Source organism: Maribacter sp. MMG018 (assembly GCF_018100785.1).
Classification (GTDB): domain Bacteria; phylum Bacteroidota; class Bacteroidia; order Flavobacteriales; family Flavobacteriaceae; genus Maribacter.
Genome location: NZ_JAGJEC010000001.1, coordinates 961,557 through 976,833, shown reverse-complemented (window position 1 = coordinate 976,833; position 15,277 = coordinate 961,557). Strand labels below are relative to the sequence as shown.

Genomic DNA, 15,277 nt, shown 5'->3' with positions numbered 1-15,277 from the left:
GTTTAAAAGGCGACACTTAGGTAGTGCCGCCTTTTAACAATGTTCAGATAATCTTACTTTGCAAGTATCGGCTCTTTTCTTGCACTTTTTTTATTGAACTCGAACTGATTGCTCGTATTCTTTTCACCACTTGCCTTGAGGGCTTTTTCTCCCGCAAAAAAGGTCTTATGATCATCCCCAAGATCCGAACCTGCCATACGCTGATGTTTAACACAAGAAACACCTTTACGTATTTCTTGTCGTTGAACACTATCTACATAGGCCAACATACCCATGTCTCCAAAATATCCCGCTACAAGATCATTCATATGCAACGCTGTCGTATGGTATGTAGGTAAGGTAATCAAGTGATGGAAAACCCCTGCGTGCTTGGATGCTTCCAACTGAAACGAACGGATCATTTCATCGGCACGGGCAGATAATTCCGACCCATCATATTTGGCATCCATTAAGGCCTCGCGGTCATACTCGGAAACATCTTCACCCGCCTCTTTCATGGCATCGTAGGCCTGCTGCCTAAAGTTGAGCGTCCAATTAAAAGAGGGCGAGTTGTTATAGACCAATTTGGCATTGGGTATTTCCTCTTTGACCCTATTTACCATGTGCGCTATCTGTCCCACATGCGGGGTCGGGGTCTCGATCCAAAGTAGATCGGCACCATTACGCAGGCTGGTTATACAATCTAGCACCACCCTGTCTATGTTGGAGTTTTCCTTAAACTTATACAGGCCATTTGGCATTCGTACCGGCCGCACCAATCTACCGTTACGTTTAAACAGCACATCGTTGTCCTTTACCTCATCGGCAGATACTTCTTCGGCCTCTATAAAATCCATGTACTGCGATGCCAAGTCCCCTTCTTTCTGAGACACAGGCAACTTTTGGGTAAGACCGGCACCTTCAGAATCTGTACGGGCAACGATTATACCTTCTTCTACGCCCAACTCTAAAAAGGCATAGCGCAAGGCATTTAACTTGGCAATAAAATCTTCGTGCGGCACCGTTACCTTACCGTCTTGGTGACCACACTGTTTGGCATCGGACACCTGATTTTCTATTTGAAGGGCACATGCACCGGCCTCTATCATTTTTTTTGCCAACAAATAAGTCGCCTCTTCATTACCAAAACCTGCATCTATATCGGCAATGATCGGCACTACATGTGTTTCGAAATTATCTATCTCATCTTGTACATCCTCCCCGGCATCCAAACGACGGAAAAGGTCGTTGAGTTCTACCGCATCCGCTTGGCGTAAAAAGGTGTAAATCTCTTCTATCAATTTGGGCACTGCGGTTTTTTCGTGCATGGACTGATCCGGTAAAGGACCAAGTTCCGAACGTAGTGCTGCCACCATCCAACCGGACAAATACAAGTATGTTTTGGATGTGGTGCCGTGGTGTTTTTTCACTGCTATCATTTTTTGTTGCGCCACAAAACCGTGCCAGCAACCCAATGATTGGGTGTAGTTGGTAGGGTCGGCATCATACTCCGCCATGTCTTTACGCATAATGGAGGCGGTGTATTTGGCGATATCCAATCCTGTTTTAAAGCGGTTTTGGGCGATCATACGCGCCGCATTCTCTGGGTTTATGGAAGCCCAGGTATTTCCGTGTTTGGCCTTTATTTTACGAACAACGTCAATGGCCGAATTATAATTTATCATAATGGCAATGAATTAAGGGTTTATTTTATTAAGGATAGAGCGTCTGTGGGGCTGATGTACTGAATCGTATTGTTTATTCCCCAATTGGTAATCAATAGATTGTTTTTAGAATATTTCATGACTTTGTTTTTTATAGATATTTGTAAGCCGGTATGGTCAAGAACTCTTCGAATTCTTTTGACAGCACCAATTCTTTGAACAAATCAAAGGCATTTTGAAACTGGGTGTCCTTTATTTGATCCGGACCCGTTTCGGTAATGATTTTTTCCATTTCGTCATTGAATATGGCATCAAAAAGAGCAACATCGAATTTTCTACCATCCTCTAAAACCACGTTTTTGTTTAACCAGTGCCAAACCTGTGTTCTAGAAATTTCGGCCGTTGCGGCATCTTCCATTAGGTGGTAGAGGGCAACCGCCCCATTACCTTGGAGCCAAGCTTCTAGATAAAGAATTCCCACATTGATGTTCTTTCGTATTCCTTCTTCGGTAACCGTACCTTTTGGAAGCTCTACTAAATCTTTTTCGGTAATATTGATATCGTTTCTGGTAACATGCAATTGGTTGGGCGTAGGCATATGCTTATCAAACTCCTTCATGGCCACACCGATCAGTGCCGGGTGGGCCACCCAAGTACCATCATGACCGTTCTTTACCTCCCGCTCTTTATCCAGACGCACTTTTTCTAGGGCAAGGGCATTGGCCTTCTCGTTGTTTTTAATCGGTATTTGTGCAGCCATACCGCCTATGGCCAATATTCCGCGCTTGTGGCACCTTTGTATCACCAGTTTTGAATATGCATCCATGAAAGGAGAAGTCATGGTCACTTGATCCCTATTGGGCACCACAAAATCTTCATGGTTTCTAAACTTCTTTATGTACGAAAAGATATAGTCCCAACGACCACAGTTTAAACCTACAATATGATCTTTAAGTTCATAGATGATCTCATCCAATTGATGGCTTGCGGTAATGGTCTCTATAAGTACCGTAGCCTTGAAGGTACCCATTGGAATTTCTAAGTACTCCTGAGCAAACTCAAACACCTGGTTCCACCAACGCGCCTCTAAATAATGTTCTAGTTTTGGAAGGTAAAAGTATGGCGCAGTACCATTCGCCATTAGTGTTTTGGTATTATGAAATACATAAAGTCCAAAATCGAAAAGACTTGCGGACATTTCTGCATCATCTATAAGAACATGCCGTTCGTTCAGATGCAACCCCCTTGGTCGCACCAATAGAACACAAGGTTCACCTTTTAGGGCGTAGGTCTTGTTTCTTTTAGAATCGTGGTATGTGATAGATCTATTATTGGCATCTATAAGGTTTTGTTGCCCTTCAAGACAATTTTCCCAAGACGGGGCATTACTGTCCTCAAAATCCGCCATAAAGGTCTTTGCCCCAGAGTTTAGGGCGTTTATAACCATTTTACGATCTACGGGGCCGGTTATCTCTACCCTGCGATCCAATAAATCCGCAGGTATGGGAGCAGCCTTCCAGTCAGACTCCCTAAGTTCTTTTGTCTCTATGGGAAACTGCGGAAACTTACCTTCATCGAATATCGCCTGCTGCCGTTGTCTTCTTTTTAAAAGCTCTAGCCGGTCGGCGTTGAAACGACGATGTAAAGACGTTAAAAAGGCCATTGCCTCATCGGTCAATAAATCAGGATAGTAATTTTTTACCTCTCTGTTGAACTGCCATTCGCTTTGTATGGTTGCGCTGTAATTCTCCATAATTAAATTGTTTTATGAGAACAATGTTAAAAAAAAGAACGTTACCAAACAAGCGAACGTTCGCAAAATATTGAATTACGCTAAAAATACAGACTATCTAAATTGCGTATATTTGCTTTTATGGAAGAGGATGATATTAAACTTATATTTGGGCTGAAGCTAAAGCAGATAAGGACTGACAAGAATTTGTCCTTGTTCGGATTATCGAAACTCACAGGATTATCAAAGTCCTATTTGAACGAAATTGAAAATGGAAAAAAATATCCGAAGACCGATAAAATTGTCGTTTTATCAGAAAAATTAGAGGTGCCTTACGACCATTTGGTCTCTTTACAGCTAGATAAAAACCTAGCTCCCATTGGTGAAATTTTACAGTCGAGGGTACTAAAGGAAATACCTTTAGAGCTTTTTGGCATAAAGGAAAGTGACCTTATCGATATTATTGCCAATGCCCCGGGAAAGGTCAATGCTTTTATTACAACGATCATTGAGGTAGCAAAGCACTACAATTTTAACAGAGAGAGTTTTTACCTTTCGTCACTCCGCTCTTACCAACAATCCAACTACAATTATTTTGAAGAGCTAGAACAGCAAGTCGTTAAATTCTGCGAGGCATACCAGGTAGATAGAAAAAAGCCCGTATCGGCAAAAGAGCTGGAAGAAATATTAGTAGAGGAATACGGGTGCAACATTAATAATTCGGATTTAAAAAAACATAAGGAGCTGTACGACCTTCGTTCGGTCTTTGTTCCTAAGACCAAAACATTACTGCTTGCCAATCACCTAGATGAGGCGCAACGTATTTTTATTTATGCCAAGGAAATAGCCTATAATTACCTAGGGTATAGCCTAAGGCTCTACACTTTTCCCTGGATCAAGTTCGAGAATTTTGAACAGGTGCTCAATAACTTTTATGCCTCTTATTTTGCAGGGGCATTGGTGTTGCCCAGAGAAGTCATGATCGATCAGCTAAAAACGCTATTTCAGCAAAAAACCTTTAACAAAAGAGTATTTATCAAGATAATTTCAGAGTTTACCAGCTCACCCGAAACCTTTTACCAACGCTTGACCAATCTATTGCCAAAAGATTTTAATATTCAGAACCTATTCTTTTTAAGGTTTACCCATAAAGCGGGCAGTTCTAATTTTTATCTCAACAAAGAATTACATTTACCGAGTCAGCAATCGCCACATGGCAACGAAACCAATGAGCATTACTGTAGAAGATGGGTCTCGTTAAAGGTATTAAAAGACATTGCAAAGACAGAGAAAGATCATGTCTTCGACTTTCAGATTTCAGAATATCCGGGCAATATCTCATACCTGTTGTTTTCTTCGGCGACCAAGGACCCCTTTAAGGACAACCAATACAGGAGCATTAGTATTGGACTACTTATAGATAAGCAGTTAAAAAAGAAAATAGCCTTTTTGGACGACCCTAAAATTAAGCGGGAAATGGTGGGTGTCACCTGTGAGCGATGCGCAATTTCTGATTGCAAGGAACGGAAAGTACCCCCTAAGATCTTGGAAAAAATAAACAAGAACAAGGTAATAGAAAACGTGGTTTCCGATTTAATGAAGCAATTCAGTTAACCTTTTATGGTATGCACCGCACTCGGTAATCCAATGCATTGGTTCCTATCAGCAGAGACCATAATTTACTGTCGAATAAAACTATAACGGCCCGTTTCTCAAATGAAACCAAGGGCCGTTCGTATTAAGACATTACATGATGTACTAAAAAATTAAGCCGCAAACAAAACAACTTACTTGGTACTGTATTTCGGTTTTAAGATATAGGCAAATAAGTCATCATCTTTATACCCTAGATATAGGTCTTCGTTGCCTTTTCCGTCCTCATAGGTAAACACCGCCTTTTTAATACTGCTATCCCCTTTTTTATAAACTACTTCTTTAATTTAAGAATATTGTTCTCATCATATTTAAACACTTTGGAATATCTACCATGTGTTATGGTAACCATATCATCTTCGTATTCACAACTTAATTTCGTTTCACCAGTTTCTATTTTAGACAGTTTGCCATTATCATAAACATAGGTCATAGGATATTCTTCAAGGTCTTTTTTCTTTGGTTTTTTCTTTTTCTTGGTACCTGCCCTATAAGCTGTAACAATCCTGTTTTGATCGTGGTCGTACTTCCAATATACCATATGGTCAATTAACCTTTTATCTATAATCAAAGATGCAACATTACCATCGGCATCATATTCAAGATTCAATTCCCTACCATAGTATCCATAATACACCCTTACAGGCCTCCCGTTTTCTGAAACGCGCTCGAACATAGTATCCCCATCTCCCGAGTATGCTTTTATCTCATCACCATTATATTTAAACTCAATATTGTTATGATAGGGGTTATTTCCGTTATACCCTTTGGCATTAATCTTTGTCAATTTTTCACCGGTATAAACAAAACCCAAAGTCTTTATCAAATTTTCTTCGTTTGTTTCATTGTCGACGGAGTAATAATTTATTTGGGAAACACGTTTTTGTGGGTAACATTGAAAACTTACAAACAGTATTACAACTAATAAAAATCTACTCATAATAAAGGTTTTAAAATTTAAGCAATGATTGATTATGCTCTTAAAATAAAAATTATTGAATAAATATTTATGTACAAACCAAAGATGGCCCCAGAGTACCGACAGAACAGAAGAAACCATAAACATCTAATTATTAGATAGTTCTACACATAGGAACCCAAAGTGGAATCCCTTACAATAAGATTGGTTTTTATCTCCACCGTCTTGGTAACAATTTCATTTTTGGGATTTTTGATCTCATCGATCAAGAATTTGACGGCAGTCCGCCCAATTCGATCCCCAGGCTGGTCTACGGTCGTAAGGGCCGGATCTATGATCGTAGAGTGGGCAGAGTTGCTAAAGCCCACCACGGCAATTTCCTCGGGAATGTCAACCTTGAACCTATGTAGGGTCTGAATGGCTCCGATAGCCGCATCATCGGTGATGGCAAAAATAGCATCGGGGCGTTCTTTCATGCTAAGAAGAATTCTTGTCAGGTGTTTGCCTCGGTCTATCGATATATCTTCCGTACTTAAAATAATCTTTTCGTTAATTGGTATACCGTGGGCATTCAAGGCCCTTAGGTAACCTGCATACCGTTTTTCGGAATTATAGCTGTTCTCGGTTTCCTTTATAATGGCAATACGCCGTTTACCCAACTCTATTAAATGCCCTACCGCATTAAAAGCGGCCTCTTCTTCGTTGATAACGACCTGGGTGCAGGGTATTTTGTTCGAAACCTTATCGAACAAAACAATCGGTAATCGATCTAAAACTTGTAACACTTCCTCTACCTTGGTAGTTTTTCTGGCCAATGACATTAATACCCCATCTACCCCGAATTGGGTCATGGTCTCCAGCATTTCCACTTGTTTGGTCTCATTATTTTTAGATTCGGAAATAATGACCCGGTACCCCCTTACCTCCGCTTCTTCCAAAATACCCTTTAACATCGTAGCGGTAAGCATGTGTGAAATACTAGGTACTATTACCCCTAAAATATAGGTTTCGCGAGATCGGAACCCCCTTGCGAACAAATTGGGCACATAATGCATTTGCCTGGCCAATCTTTTCACTTTTTCCATCGTTTCAGAGCTTATGTCCGGATGTCCGTTCAAAGCTCTAGAAACTGTCGATATCGATAAATTTAATTCTTGTGCCAGTTCTTTTAAGGTCGTGTTTCTCTTCTTGGCCATGATTAAAAGGGTATAAAATCAAAAATAATCTTTTTGCAAACGTTACCGCAAACGTTTGCATAATAAATCACTAAATATTTTGTCGATTGATTATGATATTCATATAATTTCACTCCTCAACTTAAAGATTGAATAATTGTAGAAAGAAAATTTTGCCAAAACTAACCCCAGTGGTTAAAAAGTTTGAGTTTAATCGTTAAACACATTGGTATTCAAATAATTGCCAATATGTTTTTATAAGTACTTATATGAATACAGCATTATACGAGAGGGCCATTAAAGTATTGGACTCCAATTATCAAAAAGGTGGTTTTACCATCCCCAGTGCAGGATTATACCCTTTTCAATGGAAATGGGATTCCGGCTTTATTGCCATTGGCTTCGCCCATTACGACGTAAAAAAAGCAAAAACGGAAATGACAACATTGCTAGATTCGCAATGGGGAAATGGCTTTATTCCCCATATTATTTTTCATACGGAGAACGACTCTTATTTTCCAGGTGCTGATTTTCATCAATCGGAACTACATCCGCTGTCCTCCAAAAAATACAGATCTACGGGCATGACGCAACCACCTGTATCCGGATTTGTACTCCAAGAAATGTATCGTATCGCAAAAGATAAGGAAGACATGCTCAACTTTATCAAAACGCAGATAGACAAAGTGTACGACAATCATGTCTATTTTTATGAAAACCGCGACCCACATAACGAAGGGCTCGTATATATTTATCACAACTGGGAATCCGGCACGGATAATTCTCCTGTATGGGACGATATTTGGGATACCATGAATCCTCCTGAATACAATTTTGTCAGAAAAGATACCACACACGTAGATGCTTCTCAACGGCCTTCACAAAGGGAATACGACCATTACCTTTATATCATCGACATTGCCAAGCAAAACAATTATGACGATGCCAAAATAGCGGAACTCTCACCTTTCTTGGTACAAGACCCATTGTTCAACTCCATGCTCATAAAGTCGAACCAAGCATTGATCGATCTATACGGACTAATAGGGGGAAATGAAGATAAAGTAAAGACACTTTTAAAATGGCAATCTAAAAGCATTAAGAGTTTTAACAAGAAGTTATTTGATACCGAACTGGGAGCCTACGTACATTACGATCTAAGAAACGAAAAAGCGCTACGTTACATTACCTCTTCGTCGTTTTCTCCTTTTTTTGCCAATATACCCAGTGCCGAAAGGGCAAAGGTTTTGGTACAAACGATGATCGATAAATTTGGTGGTGACGACAAATACCTATGTGCTTCCTATGACCCAACGGATGAGCGCTTCAATCCTAAAAAATATTGGAGAGGACCGATTTGGATCAATATGAACTGGATGCTTTATTTAGGACTTAGAAACTATGGCTTTACGGATTTGGCCTCACAAATCAAGGAGGATAGTATAGAACTAGTTGAGAGATACGGTTTTTATGAGTACTTTGATTGTCGTAAAGACAATACCGAATATGAACCAGTGGGGTATGGGGGAAATAATTTTTCATGGACCGCCGCATTGATTATAGATTTTATGAAGAATTAAGCACTAGTCCCAACAATGCAATTGTATCTCAAAACATATTCATTGAACATAATGAACATAAAAAGAATTGAAATTTAATATGAAATCATAACTAAAAAAATAAGCCAACCCTATGAACTACATCGACTACATTATCATTATTGTTTACCTGATCGGGTTTATAGGGTTGGGCTTTATATTCAAGGAAAACACCTCGGGCGGAGATTATTTTTTAGGTGGCCGTAAAACTTCATGGTTACCCCTGAGCCTTTCGGCCATGGCTACCCAGCTATCGGCCATAAGCTTTATTTCGGCACCTGCCTTTGTAGGCCTTAAAGACGGTGGAGGTATGCAATGGCTGACCTATGAGTTCGGTGTGCCCCTGGCCATGGCATTTTTGCTTATAGCGATAATGCCCACCTTATATAAATCTGGAATCGTAAGTGTTTATGAATATCTGGAAAAGCGTTTTGATGCCTCTTCAAGGCTTCTGATCAGTTTTGTTTTTCAGATAAGCCGTTCAGTGGCAACCGGGGTTATGGTCTATACGATGGCCCTTATCTTACAAGCGACCATTCAATTGGATTTTTGGATCTCTATTTTGATCATCGGTCTTATTACCATGCTATACTCTTTTCAAGGAGGGATGAAAGCCGTTATTTGGGGAGATGTCATTCAAATGAGCATCTTGTTCTTGGGTATTATCATCTGTCTTTTTTATGGATTTAGCGAATTGGGCGGCATAGACAATTTTCTTACCCATGTAGATACGGATAGGATTACGGCGGTCGATTTTAGCAAATGGGGTTTTAACAATGCAGATGGCAATGACGAATTCGGATTTTGGCCCATGGTCATCGGTGGTTTTTTTCTTTATGCTTCCTATTATGGAACCGACCAAACACAGTCGCAAAGACTACTGTCTTCAAGCAGTATGCCCAACCTGAAGAAACTGATGATGGCAAACGGACTCCTTCGTTTTCCCTTTACCCTGACCTATTGTATTATGGGTCTTGTTCTAGGCACCTTGTTGCTACAAGATGTAAGCTTTCAAGAACAGATGGAAGCGGTATACCAGTCCAACATTAGCTCTTTACAAGGAAAAAAGGCAGATTTAATGGTACCTGTATTTATTATAAAGTACTTACCGAACGGTGTAATCGGAATATTGATCGTAGCAATTATGTCGGCCGCCATGTCCACCCTAAGCTCTACGGTAAATTCCCTTTCGGCAGTCACCATGGAAGATTTTGTTAGAAGGTTCAATCCGAATATACCGGATAAAAAATATATGACCTACTCCAAATTATTATCGATTTTCTGGGGACTCGTGTGTTTGTTCTTTGCCTTTTTTGCCGGCAATATAGAAGGTACCGTGATAGAGGTGATCAATAAGATCAGTTCGGTTTTTTACGGACCTATATTAGCCGCATTTATTTTGGCCATATTAACTAAAAGAACACACGCCTTAGGTGCCAATATCGGTATTGTCGTAGGGGTATTGTTCAATATATACCTGTGGCTCTATGTACCGCAGATATTTTGGTTCTGGTGGAACGCCCTCGGCTGCTTGGTTACCATACTCGTAGCTTTGGCCGTAAGTTTTACGATCAAGCGAAAGGCCAACAAAGGCCTTGAAGTGGTCTACTATGCGGGTAAAAAAGAAGTAGCGATCTTGGGTACTTACTTTGTCGCAATTGTCTTGTTCAGTATATCTTTACCAAACATTCTTAATTGATCCGACCTATGAAATTCGTAATAGCTCCCGATAAATTTAAAGGCTCATTGACCGGTTTCGAATTTTGTAATGCGGTCGAGGAAGGGCTCCGAATGGTCTTTAAGAATGCCGAAATCTTAAAAATGCCCTTGGCCGATGGCGGCGATGGCACCATGGAAGTCATTAAACACTACCTCAAGGGAGAAAAAGTGAAGGTAAACGTTCACGACCCTCTGTTCAGAACCATAGAGGCTTCTTACCTCTATGCCCCGGAAACTGGCGTGGCCTATATTGAAATGGCGGAGGCATCGGGACTCAAATTATTAAAGGACGATGAAAAAAACTGCATGCGCTCTACCAGCTTGGGTACGGGCGAGCTTATTGTACATGCGTTGAACAAGGGCGCTAAAAAAATTATTTTGGGTATCGGCGGTAGTGCCACCAATGACGGCGGCATGGGTATGGCCTCTGCCTTGGGCTATCGATTTCTAGATGGCAACGGTATCGAATTAAAACCAATAGGCGGAAGTTTGTCGGCCGTTAAAAGCGTTGATGCCTCCAATGTACACCCCAGACTTGGGGAAGTAGAAGTAAAAGTGGCCTGCGATGTAAACAATCCGTTATACGGTAAAGAAGGGGCGGCCCATGTTTTTGCCTCCCAAAAAGGAGCATCCGATAGAGAAATTGAACAGCTTGACACCGGCTTGCGCAACTATGCAAAGGTTGTTTTAGGGCAATTTGGTGTGGATCTTCAAAAAATAAAGGGTGCCGGTGCCGCCGGTGGAATCGGTGGGGGTGCCGTGGCCTTTCTGAACGGTGAACTTACATCGGGTATCGAACTCATCAAGCAACTGGCAGATTTTGACAAGGCCATTGAAGGCAGTGATTGGATTATAACCGGTGAGGGCCAATTGGATGCACAGACCCTAACGGGCAAGACCATTCAGGGGGTCGTGATATCGGGGCAAAGTAAAAATATTCCCGTAGCCGCCCTATGCGGATCGCTACAACTTACGGTAGCGCAACAACAACAATTAGGCCTCGACTACGTAACGGCCATTGTACAGGGTATTACAACACTGCAAGAGGCCATGGAATCGAGTTATGTGAACTTGGTGAAGTCTACCTACAACTTTGCAAAAATTTTGGGCTAATCGCTAATTTTGTGTCGTTTAAAATGGCCGTATATCACTATAAATTAAACCAATCAGCTATAATTTCGTTCTCCGATTTGTTCTTCCCTAAATGAACATACTCATTCTTTGCACTATCGTATTTATAATCTTTTCCCCAATCTTCATGATTTTTTGCCGTAGCTTCGATGGCATCACAGATATAGGTCAATTCTTCTTGTGTCATTGTCGGGTGTATCGACATACGAATCCACCCCGGTCTCTCTATAAGGCATCCTTCTAGAATTTTTTGCTCTATAGCCTTAGATTTCAGTTGGTCTACATGTAACAAATAATGGCCATAAGTACCCGCGCACGAACAACCACCCCTTGTTTGTATACCAAAACGGTCATTTAAAAGTTTAACTATCAAATTGTAATGAACATCATCAATATAAAAAGAGAATATTCCTAAACGATCTCTGTGATGTTCTGCAAGAATGTGTAGATTTTTTATGTTCAAAAGCCTATTAAAGATATATGAGTTCATTTCATGCTCTCTATCCAAGATATTCTGAACCCCCATCTTCTCTTTAAGCCTAATGGCCAATGCTACCTTAATCGTTTGTAAAAAACCCGGAGTACCCCCATCTTCACGAGTTTCTATATCATCTATATAATCATGGTCGCCCCATGGATTGGTATAGGATACCGTTCCTCCTCCCGGATTGTCCGGCACTAGGTTCTTATATAACTTTTTATTGAAGACCAAAACTCCCGACGATCCTGGACCTCCCAAAAATTTATGTGGGGAAAAAGTGATTGCATCCAAATATGCATCTTTATTTTCTGGATGCATATCAATATGAACATACGGGGCGGAACATGCAAAATCAACAAAGCACAAACCATTGTTCTGATGCATCAATGTAGCTATTTCATGATAATTTGTTCTAATACCGGTGACATTGGAACATCCTGTAATAGCGGCTATTTTTAAAGGCCAATCTTTATATTTATCCAGCAGTTTCTTCAGTTCCAATAGACATGGAAGCCCTTCATCATTAGCAGGTATAACCTCGACCTTTGCAATGGTTTCCAGCCAAGAAGTTTGGTTGGAGTGATGCTCCATATGCGAAATGAAAATTATAGGCCTCAAAGCATCCGGAACATGTGTATGTTCTTTTAGGTTTTCGGACACCTTTAATCCCAAAATACGTTGAAATTTATTAATAGCCCCCGTCATCCCCGTACCCACAGTAATAAGAATATCATCTTTTGATGCGTTAACATGCTCTTTAATAATATTGCGAGCTTGATGATATGCGTTCGTCATTGATGCCCCGGTAAAAGAGGTTTCGGTATGTGTATTCGCTACTAAAGGCCCAACTTCATAGAGCAGTTTTTCTTCTATAGGTCTATACAATCTACCACTTGCGGTCCAATCTGCATACAAGATTTTCTGATTACCATACGGGGATCGGAATTCCTCATCAACACCTACGATATGATTTCTAAATTCATTGAAGTAATTTTCCAATGATGCTTTATTTTGGTTTTTATCCGTTCCGCTCATATTCTTACCTGATTCATAATCAAGAATCACCTTGGCCTTTAAGCCAAAGTGATTCCGTCTATAGCTAATTCATAAATTAAATAAAAAAAAAGCATAAAAATTAATGTAATGCCTTAAACTTGGAAATTCCATCCTCTAACCAACGATAATATTCATCAGTATCGGGTGTATATCCTACTGGATCTATGAGATTCTCTTCATTATGGTCCATTAGCACATAAAAGGGTTGCGAATTTGCCTTATATCTTATTGTTTGTAGTTCGCTCCATTTTTGACCTATATATTTTAATTTTTTACCTGGTTTTAATTTAGAATCTACTTCTTCTCCCGTAGACAAGGGTCGTTTATCGTCCACATACAATGAAACAAGTACTACTTTGTTCTTCAAAACATCTAGTACCGCAGGTTTGGGCCATACATTTTGTTCCATTTTCCGACAATTGACACAGGCCCATCCTGTAAAATCTATCAGTATCGGTTTGCCTACTTTTTTGGCGTATGTCAGCCCTTTATCATAATCATTAAAAGCCAAAATATCATGAGGAGCCAGAAGATGTCCCCCATCGGGCAAATCTCCATGATCCGCCGATACCGTTCCTGCACCTACCTTAGAATACCCTACTCCATAAGGCGATTCACTATATTCTAAAGGAGGCGGAAAAGCACTTATCAGATTTAATGGAGCACCCCAAAGGCCCGGTATCATATAAATGGTAAAAGTCAAGGTTAACAATGCCAGTCCTAATCTACCTACAGAAATATGGGTCATGGGAGAATCGTGTGGTAATCGTATCTTCCCAAGAAGATAAAGCCCTAAAGCGCCAAAAATAGCAATCCAAATTGCAATGAACACCTCACGTTCCAACCAATGTAACTGAATAACCAAATCTGCCTGTGACAAGAATTTAAACGCCAATGCCAGTTCTAAAAAACCCAACACCACCTTTACCGTGTTTAACCATCCTCCTGATTTTGGAAGTGAGTTCAACCATCCGGGAAATGCCGCGAACAGTGCAAACGGTAATGCAATAGCAAGTGAAAAACCTAACATTCCGATTATTGGAGCAGTGCCTCCTTTTGAAGCTGCCTCAACCAAAAGTGTACCCACAATAGGACCGGTACAAGAAAAAGAAACAATAGCCAATGCCAATGCCATAAAAAATATACCGATCAATCCACTTTTTGTAGATTGGGCATCTATCTTGTTAGCCCAAGAATGTGGCAATGTAATTTCAAAGGCGCCCAAAAAAGAAACCGCAAAGGTTACAAGTAATAGAAAAAAGATAATATTGAACCAGACATTAGTGGCTAAGGCATTGAGGGAGTCTGCCCCAAAAATAGCGGTGACCGCGCTTCCTAAAAATACGTATATTACTATAATCGAAATTCCATAAAGTACGGCATTTTTAATTCCTACCGCCTTATTCTTACTCTGTTTGGTAAAATAACTAACCGTTAATGGAATCATTGGAAAAACACATGGTGTCAAAAGAGCCGCAAAGCCAGATATAAAAGCTATAAAGAAAATTGCCCACAACCCTCTCGATGATTTTGATTTGGCTATGGCACCAACCTCCCTTTCATCTGTTATTGTACTATTTTTTGCGTTGTTTTTTTCATTTGGGACTATTGTCTTATCCACATTCGGAATCTCAAACACCAAATCCACTTCGGTCGGGGGAAGACATCTTTGATCATCACAGACCATGAACTCAACAATACCCTTATAAGTACTTTTAATCTCGAACACCTCTATAATCTGTTCAAAAGTGGCTTGGTCTTCAAAAAATTTAATTTTCATATTGAAAATCGGATCGTCCACCGTATGGCCTTCTTCCTCTGTAGTGCCCCCAACCAGTACAAAGGACGTATCCTCGTTTAAATAACTAAACGTTGTTGGTATCGGCCCATCTTCCGGAACATTTTGCGAGTATAGATGCCAACCGGGATCAATTGATGCCTTGGATATTAATTTGTACTCGGTATCACTAATTTTTTCAACTGAAGTAGACCATTTAACCGGGTCTAGAATTTGCGCGGACACATATGATTGTATTATGAGCAACGCGAGAAAAAGTAATGTTTTCGCTTTCATTTGGGTTGGTTTAAAAAGGGGGCTTTTATAGAAAACACCCCCTTAAAATTCTTTTGATCTTATTTTTAAATAATTCGAATAATTTAAAACTATGTT

General features: G+C 40.2%; 10 protein-coding genes. 4 read left to right on the top strand and 6 right to left on the bottom strand.

Features of this window, described 5'->3' with window-relative positions:
* Positions 1-53: 53 nt before the first annotated feature.
* Both J8L85_RS04260 and aceB read right to left on the bottom strand, forming a co-directional pair.
* Complete coding sequence (locus tag J8L85_RS04260) at positions 54-1,664, bottom strand: isocitrate lyase (RefSeq protein WP_211014872.1); 1,611 nt, start codon at positions 1,662-1,664, stop codon at positions 54-56.
* 130 nt (positions 1,665-1,794) lie between these two features.
* On the bottom strand, positions 1,795-3,396 hold the full coding sequence (gene aceB / locus J8L85_RS04255; RefSeq protein WP_211014870.1) for a malate synthase A: 1,602 nt from the start codon (positions 3,394-3,396) through the stop codon (positions 1,795-1,797).
* Positions 3,397-3,516: 120 nt separating this feature from the next.
* On the opposite strand from aceB, the gene J8L85_RS04250 reads away from it, so the two are divergent.
* The gene (locus tag J8L85_RS04250) at positions 3,517-4,989 is read left to right on the top strand and encodes an XRE family transcriptional regulator (RefSeq protein ID WP_211014868.1); all 1,473 of its coding nucleotides are present in this window, start codon (positions 3,517-3,519) and stop codon (positions 4,987-4,989) included.
* A gap of 313 nt (positions 4,990-5,302) precedes the next feature.
* Here the strand turns inward: J8L85_RS04250 and J8L85_RS04245 are convergent, their stop codons facing one another.
* Entirely contained in the window at positions 5,303-5,968 is a 666-nt protein-coding gene (locus tag J8L85_RS04245; RefSeq protein ID WP_211014866.1) for a hypothetical protein, read from the bottom strand.
* 143 nt (positions 5,969-6,111) lie between these two features.
* Positions 6,112-7,143, bottom strand: coding sequence for a LacI family DNA-binding transcriptional regulator (locus tag J8L85_RS04240; RefSeq protein ID WP_211014864.1), 1,032 nt, complete (start codon positions 7,141-7,143; stop codon positions 6,112-6,114).
* A 248-nt stretch (positions 7,144-7,391) separates the two neighbouring features.
* On the opposite strand from J8L85_RS04240, the gene J8L85_RS04235 reads away from it, so the two are divergent.
* From J8L85_RS04235 to J8L85_RS04225, 3 genes are all read left to right on the top strand, one after another.
* A complete protein-coding gene (locus tag J8L85_RS04235) occupies positions 7,392-8,702 on the top strand; it encodes a trehalase family glycosidase (protein ID WP_211014862.1) in 1,311 nt (436 codons plus the stop codon).
* A gap of 112 nt (positions 8,703-8,814) precedes the next feature.
* The gene (locus tag J8L85_RS04230) at positions 8,815-10,419 is read left to right on the top strand and encodes a sodium:solute symporter (RefSeq protein WP_211014860.1); all 1,605 of its coding nucleotides are present in this window, start codon (positions 8,815-8,817) and stop codon (positions 10,417-10,419) included.
* Positions 10,420-10,427: 8 nt separating this feature from the next.
* Positions 10,428-11,552: a glycerate kinase gene (locus tag J8L85_RS04225; protein WP_211014858.1), complete on the top strand. Its 1,125-nt coding sequence runs from the start codon at positions 10,428-10,430 to the stop codon at positions 11,550-11,552.
* Between the two features lie 37 nt (positions 11,553-11,589).
* On the opposite strand, the gene J8L85_RS04220 is transcribed toward J8L85_RS04225, so the two are convergent.
* Positions 11,590-13,086 carry an aminotransferase class V-fold PLP-dependent enzyme gene (locus tag J8L85_RS04220; RefSeq protein WP_211016284.1) on the bottom strand — a complete coding sequence of 499 codons (1,497 nt, stop codon included), beginning with the start codon at positions 13,084-13,086 and terminating at the stop codon, positions 11,590-11,592.
* Between the two features lie 100 nt (positions 13,087-13,186).
* Entirely contained in the window at positions 13,187-15,181 is a 1,995-nt protein-coding gene (locus J8L85_RS04215; protein ID WP_211014856.1) for a cytochrome c biogenesis protein CcdA, read from the bottom strand.
* Between the last annotated feature and the right edge of the window lie 96 nt (positions 15,182-15,277).

What these genes read in the sequence shown, in the direction of transcription:
- J8L85_RS04260 (WP_211014872.1), bottom strand. Translation starts at nt 1,664, where the DNA reads ATGATAAATTATAATTCGGCCATTGACGTTGTTCGTAAAATAAAGGCC.
- aceB (WP_211014870.1), bottom strand. Translation starts at nt 3,396, where the DNA reads ATGGAGAATTACAGCGCAACCATACAAAGCGAATGGCAGTTCAACAGA.
- J8L85_RS04250 (WP_211014868.1), top strand. Translation starts at nt 3,517, where the DNA reads ATGGAAGAGGATGATATTAAACTTATATTTGGGCTGAAGCTAAAGCAG.
- J8L85_RS04245 (WP_211014866.1), bottom strand. Translation starts at nt 5,968, where the DNA reads ATGAGTAGATTTTTATTAGTTGTAATACTGTTTGTAAGTTTTCAATGT.
- J8L85_RS04240 (WP_211014864.1), bottom strand. Translation starts at nt 7,143, where the DNA reads ATGGCCAAGAAGAGAAACACGACCTTAAAAGAACTGGCACAAGAATTA.
- J8L85_RS04235 (WP_211014862.1), top strand. Translation starts at nt 7,392, where the DNA reads ATGAATACAGCATTATACGAGAGGGCCATTAAAGTATTGGACTCCAAT.
- J8L85_RS04230 (WP_211014860.1), top strand. Translation starts at nt 8,815, where the DNA reads ATGAACTACATCGACTACATTATCATTATTGTTTACCTGATCGGGTTT.
- J8L85_RS04225 (WP_211014858.1), top strand. Translation starts at nt 10,428, where the DNA reads ATGAAATTCGTAATAGCTCCCGATAAATTTAAAGGCTCATTGACCGGT.
- J8L85_RS04220 (WP_211016284.1), bottom strand. Translation starts at nt 13,086, where the DNA reads ATGAGCGGAACGGATAAAAACCAAAATAAAGCATCATTGGAAAATTAC.
- J8L85_RS04215 (WP_211014856.1), bottom strand. Translation starts at nt 15,181, where the DNA reads ATGAAAGCGAAAACATTACTTTTTCTCGCGTTGCTCATAATACAATCA.